The sequence below is a fragment of the Streptococcus mitis genome (assembly GCF_005844455.1).
GTDB classification, from domain to species: domain Bacteria; phylum Bacillota; class Bacilli; order Lactobacillales; family Streptococcaceae; genus Streptococcus; species Streptococcus mitis_BF.
This window is the reverse complement of record NZ_SPGF01000008.1, coordinates 41,138-49,886: the sequence shown is the minus strand read 5'-3', so window position 1 is coordinate 49,886 and position 8,749 is coordinate 41,138. Positions and strand designations below refer to the sequence as shown.

The following is an 8,749-nucleotide window of genomic DNA, read 5'->3' as shown; positions in this document are numbered from 1 at the left end:
TCGTTTATGAAAGCGCAGATTTTTCTTATCTTTGAGAGTTTTTGTGAGAATGTTTTTGTCATTGGTAGTAAATGTTGCTTGTGTCATATATCTATTATACGTCAATTTTTGATTTTTGTTTAGTATAAGGATGACGGCGTTGGCTTCCAAAATCCTGGAGATAGTAGTCAAAGTCAGCTCAAACGTGGGGGAGTTGGCCTACAAAATGTCAACCAACGACTCAAACTTCATTTTGGAGACAATTACCAGATGAAGATCAATTCTGCACCCGAAAAAGGGACGACAGTTGAAATATACATCAATAAAATAGCAACCAGCTAACTCCCAGTCAATTCTGGGAGTTTTATGCGTAATTGGGCAAGCTTTATAAGTTGTCTATCTTGCTAAAAACAAGAAAAAACGATATGATAGATAATGACAAAAGAGGTATCAAGCATGAAGGAAAAAGACATTCAAAGAGAAACAAGCCAGATTGTAGAAGATGTGTTGGAAAAGGCTAATTTGAAGCAAGGAGCTATCTTTGTTTTGGGCCTTTCTTCTAGTGAGGTGATAGGTGGTCAGATTGGCAAGGAATCCAGTCAAGAAATTGGGGAAATCATTGTGAAAACCATCCTAGATATCCTAGAGGAAAAAGGAATTCATCTAGCCGTTCAAGGTTGTGAACATGTCAATCGTGCACTCGTTGTTGAGCGTCAGGTGGCAGAGCAGTTTGGTCTGGAAATCGTCAGTGTCCTTCCTACACTTCATGCAGGAGGTTCGGGTCAGCTAGCAGCCTTCAAGTTTATGCAGGATCCAGTTGAGGTTGAATTTATCAAGGCCCATGCTGGATTGGATATCGGAGACACTGCGATTGGCATGCATGTTAAGCATGTTCAGGTTCCGATTCGCCCCGTACTGCGTGAAATTGGGCATGCCCATGTAACAGCTCTAGCTAGTCGTCCCAAACTAATCGGAGGTGCGCGTGCGCAGTATCCAGAAGATTCTATCAGGAAGTCGTGAGAATGAGAAAAACAAAACAACAACTAGAAAAAATCACCAAATATTCGATTCGTAAGCTAACTGTTGGGATAGGTCCTGTAGCAATCGGGGCCTTCCTTTTTGGTGCTAGTATCCTTTCAGTGGATAAGGTGCAAGCCAATGAAGTTGGCGGTGCTCATAACGTTCATTACCGTTATCTGGCGGAACAGGAATTGACCGAGTCTGAAAAAGCCCTGATTCACAATGAGGTTCCTACAGAATTTCAAGATGATGATATTCTCTATGTAGTTTATCGTAAGAAGGCAGCTAACAGTCAACAACTTCCATACACAGGAAGTAAGGAACTAGCTTTGGCAGGTCTTGGTTTGGCAACGGCCTCACTAGCAGTCTTTTTGGTGTCCAAAAAAGGTCGCAAAGAGGTTCTAGGTGTTCTCTTGATTAGTTCTTTAGGAGCCAGCACCTTTGTACCTTATGGGACATTCGCATTTGAAAATAAAGAATTGCTTTCTTATAACCAAACTATTTCAGCTTCTACACATGAAGGCTTGGCTGAAGGGATTATCCACATTGATGGCTATGAATACATTGGTTACTTCAAGGAAGCAGAACTCCATCCATCAAGACCAGCTTCAGCTGAACAACCTCAGTTGCCAGTAGAAAAGCAAAGTTCAAAAGAAAATGAGAAAACAGAAGTAGTTCAAGAAAGACCTGCTGTCACTCCAGAAACTGTCATCGAAAAACCTGTAGTAGAGAATCCAGTTGCTCCTGCAGTTGAAGAAAAACCAGTTTCTGAGAAGCCTCAGGCTAGACAGGAAGAGAGTTTGGTAGAGATTCCTTTTGAAACGGTCACAAGCCCAGATGCTAATTTAGCAGAAGGACAGACTCGTATCGTCACAGCCGGAGTCAATGGTCAGCGTCGCCTTGTAACCAAAGTTTCGATAGTTAATGGTCAAGAAGTTAGAGAAGTCATTGAAGACCAAGTGGTTCAAAATCCTGTGTCGCAAGTTATTGCAGTCGGAACTAAGAAAGAGGTACAGCCTGCCCCAACTCCAGTACCACAAACTGAGCAAACACATCAAGTAGCTAAAGGAACTCAAGAGTCAGGTAAGGAAGGTCAATCCTTAACGCAACCGGAATTGCCAGAGGCTACAGTAGAGTCTAAAGGAACTCAAGAGGCAGGTAAAGAAGGTCAATCCTTAACGCAACCGGAATTGCCAGAGGCTACAGTAGAGTCTAAAGGAACCCAAGAGGTAGGTAAGGAAGGTCAAGCACTTGTTCAAGATCAGTTACCTGAGTATAAGGTAACTGAGGGAACCCTTGTCGAAGAATCAACTACAGAAATTGACTACAAAACTGAAACGACTGAGGATCCAACTAAGTATACAGACGAAGAAACTGTCCTACGAAATGGTGAAAAAGGAAGTCAAGTTACAAAAACAACCTATAAAACGGTAGAAGGTGTCAAAACTGACCAAGTTCTTTCAACCAGTACGGAAGTGACCAAGGAGCCTGTAAATCAACAGGTAAGTCGTGGTACAAAACCAATTGAAGGAACTCTTGTAGAGGAAAGCCTTGAAAAGATTCCATTCGAAGAAAAGATTGAAGAAGATGCTCAATTGAAAAAAGGTTTAGAAGTTGTAGCTCAAGAAGGTAAAGAAGGTCAGAAAAAAATCACTAAGACCTTTAATACTATCAAAGGAGTTAAGACTGAGGATGCACTAAAAGTAACGGAAGAAGTCATTGAGGCCCCTCAAGACCGAATTTTGAAACGTGGTACCAAGACATTTGAAAAACCAGTATTGACCCTCACTGCAGTGGAACTTAAGGATTTGAAACGTACTTCAGATGTTAAATACAGTCTAGAAAATCCAAGCAAGGCAGCCATTAAAACTATCACCTTAACTCTGAAAAAAGGTGATGAGATTGTGAAAACATTGAATGTTTCACCTGACAACTTAACAGCTAGCCTGACAGATTTGCAATACTACAAAGATTATAAGATTGAAACTAAGATGGTTTATGACCGTGGTGAAGGCGATGAGGAAGTAGTTCTGAATGAAGAACCTCTAAGAATTGACCTCAAAAAAGTTGAAATCAAAAATATCAAAGAAACAAGCTTGATGAGTGTGGACGCTGATGGTAACGAAACAGACACTAGTTTGCTTACAGAAAAACCAGCTGATGTTGCTCCGCTTTATTTACGAGTTACAACTCACGACAACAAAGTTACAAGACTTGCTGTTGACAAGATTGAAGAAGTAGAAAAAGATGGAAAAACTTTATACAAAGTCATTGCCAAAGCACCGGACTTAGTTCAACGTAATGCAGATAACACACTTAGTGAAGAGTATGTACATTACTTTGAAAAACAAAAAGCAAAAGAAGGTAATGTTTACTACAACTTCAATGAGCTTGTAAAAGATATGAAAGCTAACCCTAGCGGTGAGTTTAAACTTGGTGCGGATCTTAATGCAGCAAATGTTCCGACTCCGAATAAAGAGTATGTTCCTGGTACATTTAAAGGTAAGTTATCAAGTGTTGAGGGACAACGTTATTCAATCCACAATATGACACGTCAATTATTTGGTGGTATTGAAGGTGGTTCGGTTAAAGATGTTAACTTGGCTAATGTCGATATTAATATGCCTTGGATTGATAACATTTCTGCTCTTGCTAGAACTGTTAAAAACGCTACTGTTGAGAATATTAAAGTAACTGGTAGCATAACTGGTAGAGATGGAATTGCCGGACTTGTTAACAAATTAGATAACGGCGGACAGCTTACTAATGTTGCTTATATCGGTAAACTTACTGGTGTAGGTGATAGAGGATGGGATTTCGCTGGTATGGTTGGTGAAATCTGGAAAGGTAATGTCGATAAAGGATATGTAGAAGCTGATATAGTTGCTAATAAAGCTCGTATCGGTGGATTTGTTGCTAGATCAGATAACGGTTCTGATCCTAACGGAATTGGTAAATATGGTTCTGTTCGTAATGCTGTTACTAAAGGAACTATTAAGGTAAACACACCTGTTGAAGTAGGTGGTTTCCTTAGTAAGAACTGGGCATGGGGTAAAGTTGCAGACTCTGTGTCTATGATGAAAGTTGAAAACGGTGAAGTGTTCTATGGATCTAAAGATATCGACGAAGAGGGTGGATACTTCTCAAATAACGCTTTAGAACGTAACTTCGTTGTAAAAGATGTAAGTACAGGGAAACGTTCATTTAAATTCTCTGTTTCTAACCGAATTAAAGAAGTGTCTCAAGATGAAGCTGACCAGAAAATTGCAACATTAGGAATTACAGCTAATGATTATGTTATCAATCCTCTTGTTTTAGATACATTAAATAATGTTAAGCCAAAAGCTGACACTTACAAAGATACTCAAGACTACGACGCATCTCATGAGCTTGCTTACCGTAATATCGAAAAACTTCAACCGTTCTATAACAAAGAATGGATTGTAAATCAAGGTAACAAGATTCCTGCTGGATCAAACTTATTAACGAAAGAAGTATTGTCTGTAACTGCAATGAAAGGAAATGACTTTGTCACAGACCTTACAGATGCTGACCATATTATGGTTCACTATGCTGATAAGACAAAAGAAATCTTTAACATCTCACCTAAAGAATCTCAAGTGAAGCAAGTTAAAGAATACAGCATCGCTGAACTTGGTGAAGTCGTTTACACACCAAACATGGTTGTTAAAGATCGTGCAGATTTAATCAGCGCTATCGAAAGTAAATTGAGTCCAGTTGAATTGCAATCTGACCCGATTTACCAACACTTGGGTAGAACTGGTGGCAACAAAGTCAATGCAATTAAGGATTTGTACTTAGAAGAAAGTTTCAAGTATGTTAAAGATAATCTTAATCAATTCGTTACGAAGTTAGTGGAAAATGAAGATCACCAACTGAACACAGATGAAGCTGCTAAACGTGCCTTGATTAAGAAAATCGATGACAATAAGGCTGCAGTTCTTCTTGGTTTGTCTTACCTCAACCGTTACTACGGAGTTAAATTCGATGACTTTAATATTAAAGAATTAATGTTATTCAAACCTGACTTCTATGGTAAGAATGTTAGTGTCCTAGATCGAATCATCAATATTGGTTCTAAAGAAAGTTATATTAAGGGTGACCGCACTCACGATGCCTATCGTGAAGTGATTGCTGGTGCTACTGGTAAAGGTAATTTACATGAGTTCTTGAAATACAATATGGAACTCTTCACAAGTGAGACAGACTTAAACGATTGGTTCATAAAAGCAACTAAAGATAATGTATATGTCGTTGAGCCGAAGACAACAACTCCTGAGTTTGCTGATAAGAAACACAGAGCATACGAAGGACTAAATAACGACATGCACGGTAAGATGATCCTGCCACTTCTGAACTTAAAAGATGCGCACATGATTCTAATCTCAACATACAATACACTAGCATACAGTTCATTTGAGAAATACGGTAAGAATACTGAAGCAGAACGTGAGGCATTCAAACCTGAAATTGATAAAGTTGCTAAAGCTCAACAAAACTACTTGGATTTCTGGTCTCGTTTATCATTAGATAAAGTTCGCAACCAGCTATTGAAGAGCAATAACATGGTGCCAACACCAGTACTAGATAACCAAAACTACAAAGAAGGTACTGATAAATACGGTCACACTAATAGCGGTAAAGATGTCGCTCCAGTTCGTGAATTGTACGGACCAACAGGTCGTTACCATGCTACTGACTGGCGTATGGGAGCTGTAGCTCGTATCTACGGTAATCCTTATAAAGATGATTCAGTCTTCTTCATGGTTACCAATATGATTAGTGACTTTGGTATCTCAGCCTTCACTCACGAAACGACTCACGTAAATGACCGCATGGTTTACCTAGGTGGTTCTAGACACCGTGAAGGAACTGACTTAGAAGCATTCGCACAAGGTATGTTACAATCACCTGCTGAAACAAGTCCAAACGGCGACTTTAAAGCACTAGGATTGAACATGACCTACGAACGTCCAAATGACGGAAACCAATGGTACAACACAAATCCAAATGACCTTACATCTCGTGAAGAAATCGATCATTACATGAAAGGTTTCAATGATACGCTCATGCTTCTTGACTACCTTGAAGGAGAAGCCGTTCTTGATAAACACGATAAAGCCTTAAATAGTGCTTGGTTCAAGAAAGTGGATAAAAAACTACGTGGAGCGAATACGAAGAACCAATACGATGAGGTTCGTGATTTGAATGCAGAAGAAAAAGAATATAACTTAACTTCTGTTAACGATCTGGTAGATAAGAACTTCATGACCAAACATGGTCCTGGTAATGGTACTTATGACCCAACTGGATTTGGCTCTGCCTATGTAACGGTGCCTATCACTGCAGGTATTTACGGTGGTAATACAAGTGAAGGGGCTCCAGGAGCAATGTCATTCAAGCATAACACCTTCCGTATGTGGGGTTACTTTGGATATGAAAAAGGCTTCTTAAACTACGCTTCTAACATGCTAAAAAATGAGTCTAAACAGGCTGGTCATGCTACTCTAGGTGATGACTTCATCATTAAGAAAGTTTCTGATGGTAAATTTAGTACTCTAGAAGCTTGGAAGAAAGAATACTTCAAAGAAGTTGTTGATAAAGCTAAGGCAGGATTTAACTCTGTTACAATCGACGGCACTACTTACAGTAGTTACGAAGATTTGAAGAATGCATTTGCTGCAGCCGTTGAAAAAGATAAAGCTACTCTTAAGAATGAATCAGTTAAATTTGACAATACTGTTACACTTAAAGAAAAACTATACAAAAAACTTCTTCAACAAACAAATAGCTTTAAAACTTCAATCTTTAAATAATCGAAATCTCTCATCTGCTTTGCGGATGAGGGTTTTCTTAATTTGTGCTATACTTAAGGTATGCATAGAAAAACAGTGATTGATTTTAGGGCTTTGGGGGAGAGATACACCTTTACCCAGCCTATCAAAGAGTTAAAAACGAGAGATTTAGCGGAAGTAACAGCCTTGCTGGTACAAGTGGAAAACTACCAAAAGCAGGGCTACTATGTGGTGGGTTATGTCAGCTACGAGGCTGCACCTGCTTTTGAGGAAAAATTAGCAGTTCACAAGACTCCCCTACTGGGAGAGTACCTACTGTATTTTACTGTTCATGATAGGGTGGAAACCTCCCCTATTCCTCTGACTTATGAGGATGTTGATTTGCCTTATGATTGGCAGGAAGTAACGTCTGCAGCAGACTATGAAAAGGCGATTGCTCAGATTCACTATCATTTACGTCAGGGGGACACATATCAGGTCAACTACACAGTCCAACTCAAGCAAGATTTAAGTGCCAATCCTTTTGCTATCTACAATCGCATGGTGGTAGAACAGGAGGCGAGCTACAATGCTTATGTGGAACATGACGAGATGGCAGTGATTTCCATGAGTCCAGAGCTCTTTTTTGAGCAGAATAACCGCGAGTTGACAACGCGACCAATGAAGGGAACGACTCAGCGTGGGGTAACTGACCAAGAAGATCTTGAACAGGCTGGCTGGTTGGAACAGGATCCTAAAAATCGCTCTGAAAACATGATGATCGTGGACCTCTTGCGCAATGATATGAATCGTATTTCTGAAGTGGGGAGTGAGCATGTGGAGCGTCTCTGCCAAGTGGAACAGTATTCAACGGTTTGGCAGATGACTTCGACCATCAAGAGTCGGTTGCGAGAGGATGTGGACCTTGTTGAAATTTTCCGCTCCCTCTTTCCTTGCGGATCCATAACGGGCGCACCCAAAATTGCAACTATGGAAATCATTAAGGGCCTGGAACCACAACCGCGTGGAGTCTACTGTGGAACGGTTGGTCTCTTGCTTCCAAATGGACGACGGATTTTCAATGTTGCTATCCGGACTATTCAACTGCATCAAAGGAAAGCCATCTATGGAGTTGGCGGAGGCATTACATGGGATAGCACTTGGGAATCTGAATACCGCGAGGTTCATCAAAAGGCAGCTGTTCTCTATCGTAAACAAGATCGTTTCCAACTGATTACTACTGGGAAAATCAGCCAAAAACAACTGCTGTTTGAAGAACAACATTTGGAAAGACTGAGAATAGCTAGTCGCTATTTTGCCTTTCCTTTTGATGCAGAAGAAGTGAGAAAAAAGATAGAGGAAGAGTATCAGGCTTGTGATGCTAATCAAGATTACCGCTTGCGAATTTCTCTCAGCAAATCTGGAGAGATAGAACTCGATCGTCAAATCTTAACACCCCTTAGTCCATATTTCTGCCAGGCTAAACTTTGTCTGCAAGAAGCGGATTTGAATCAATCCTTCACCTATTTTAAAACAACTTACAGACCACATTTGAACCTAGGGGAGCAAGAGATTATTTACCACAATAAGTCTGGAGAACTTCTTGAAACCTCTATCGGAAATTTGGTTCTGAAAATCGCTGGGAAACTCTACACACCGCCTATCCGACTTGGAATCTTGCCAGGAATTTATCGTCAGCATTTGCTGGAAAGAGGACAGGTAGAAGAGAAAGTTTTGACCTTGGCAGATTTAACCCAAGCAGAAGCTATTTACGGTTGTAATGCAGTGAGAGGCTTGTATGAATTAAGCCTTGAGGAGAACTAGATGAAACTGGTATTTTTACACGGGTTAGGGCAGTCAGCAGAGTCTTGGAAAGAAGTTCGGAATCATTTGAAGTATAAGCTCACAGAGACTCTTGAATTGCTGAAATAAGTTTGATAAAATAATAGTGAAAT

The 8,749-nt window shown here is 40.1% G+C and carries 3 protein-coding genes and 2 pseudogenes; all 5 read left to right on the top strand.

Features of this window, described 5'->3' with window-relative positions; genetic code table 11:
- Nucleotides 1–126: 126 nt before the first annotated feature.
- Nucleotides 127–321, top strand: a pseudogene (locus FGQ53_RS02870) (sensor histidine kinase); the annotation flags it as partial.
- Between the two features lie 114 nt (nucleotides 322–435).
- Complete coding sequence (locus tag FGQ53_RS02865) at nucleotides 436–999, top strand: TIGR01440 family protein (RefSeq protein WP_171019063.1); 564 nt, start codon at nucleotides 436–438, stop codon at nucleotides 997–999.
- A gap of 2 nt (nucleotides 1,000–1,001) precedes the next feature.
- Nucleotides 1,002–6,836 carry a ZmpA/ZmpB/ZmpC family metallo-endopeptidase gene (locus tag FGQ53_RS02860; protein ID WP_138335600.1) on the top strand — a complete coding sequence of 1,945 codons (5,835 nt, stop codon included), beginning with the start codon at nucleotides 1,002–1,004 and terminating at the stop codon, nucleotides 6,834–6,836.
- A 60-nt stretch (nucleotides 6,837–6,896) separates the two neighbouring features.
- Nucleotides 6,897–8,618 carry an aminodeoxychorismate synthase component I gene (pabB, locus tag FGQ53_RS02855; protein ID WP_138335598.1) on the top strand — a complete coding sequence of 574 codons (1,722 nt, stop codon included), beginning with the start codon at nucleotides 6,897–6,899 and terminating at the stop codon, nucleotides 8,616–8,618.
- Nucleotides 8,619–8,717, top strand: a pseudogene (locus tag FGQ53_RS11920) (alpha/beta hydrolase); the annotation flags it as partial.
- Nucleotides 8,718–8,749 lie beyond the last annotated feature (32 nt).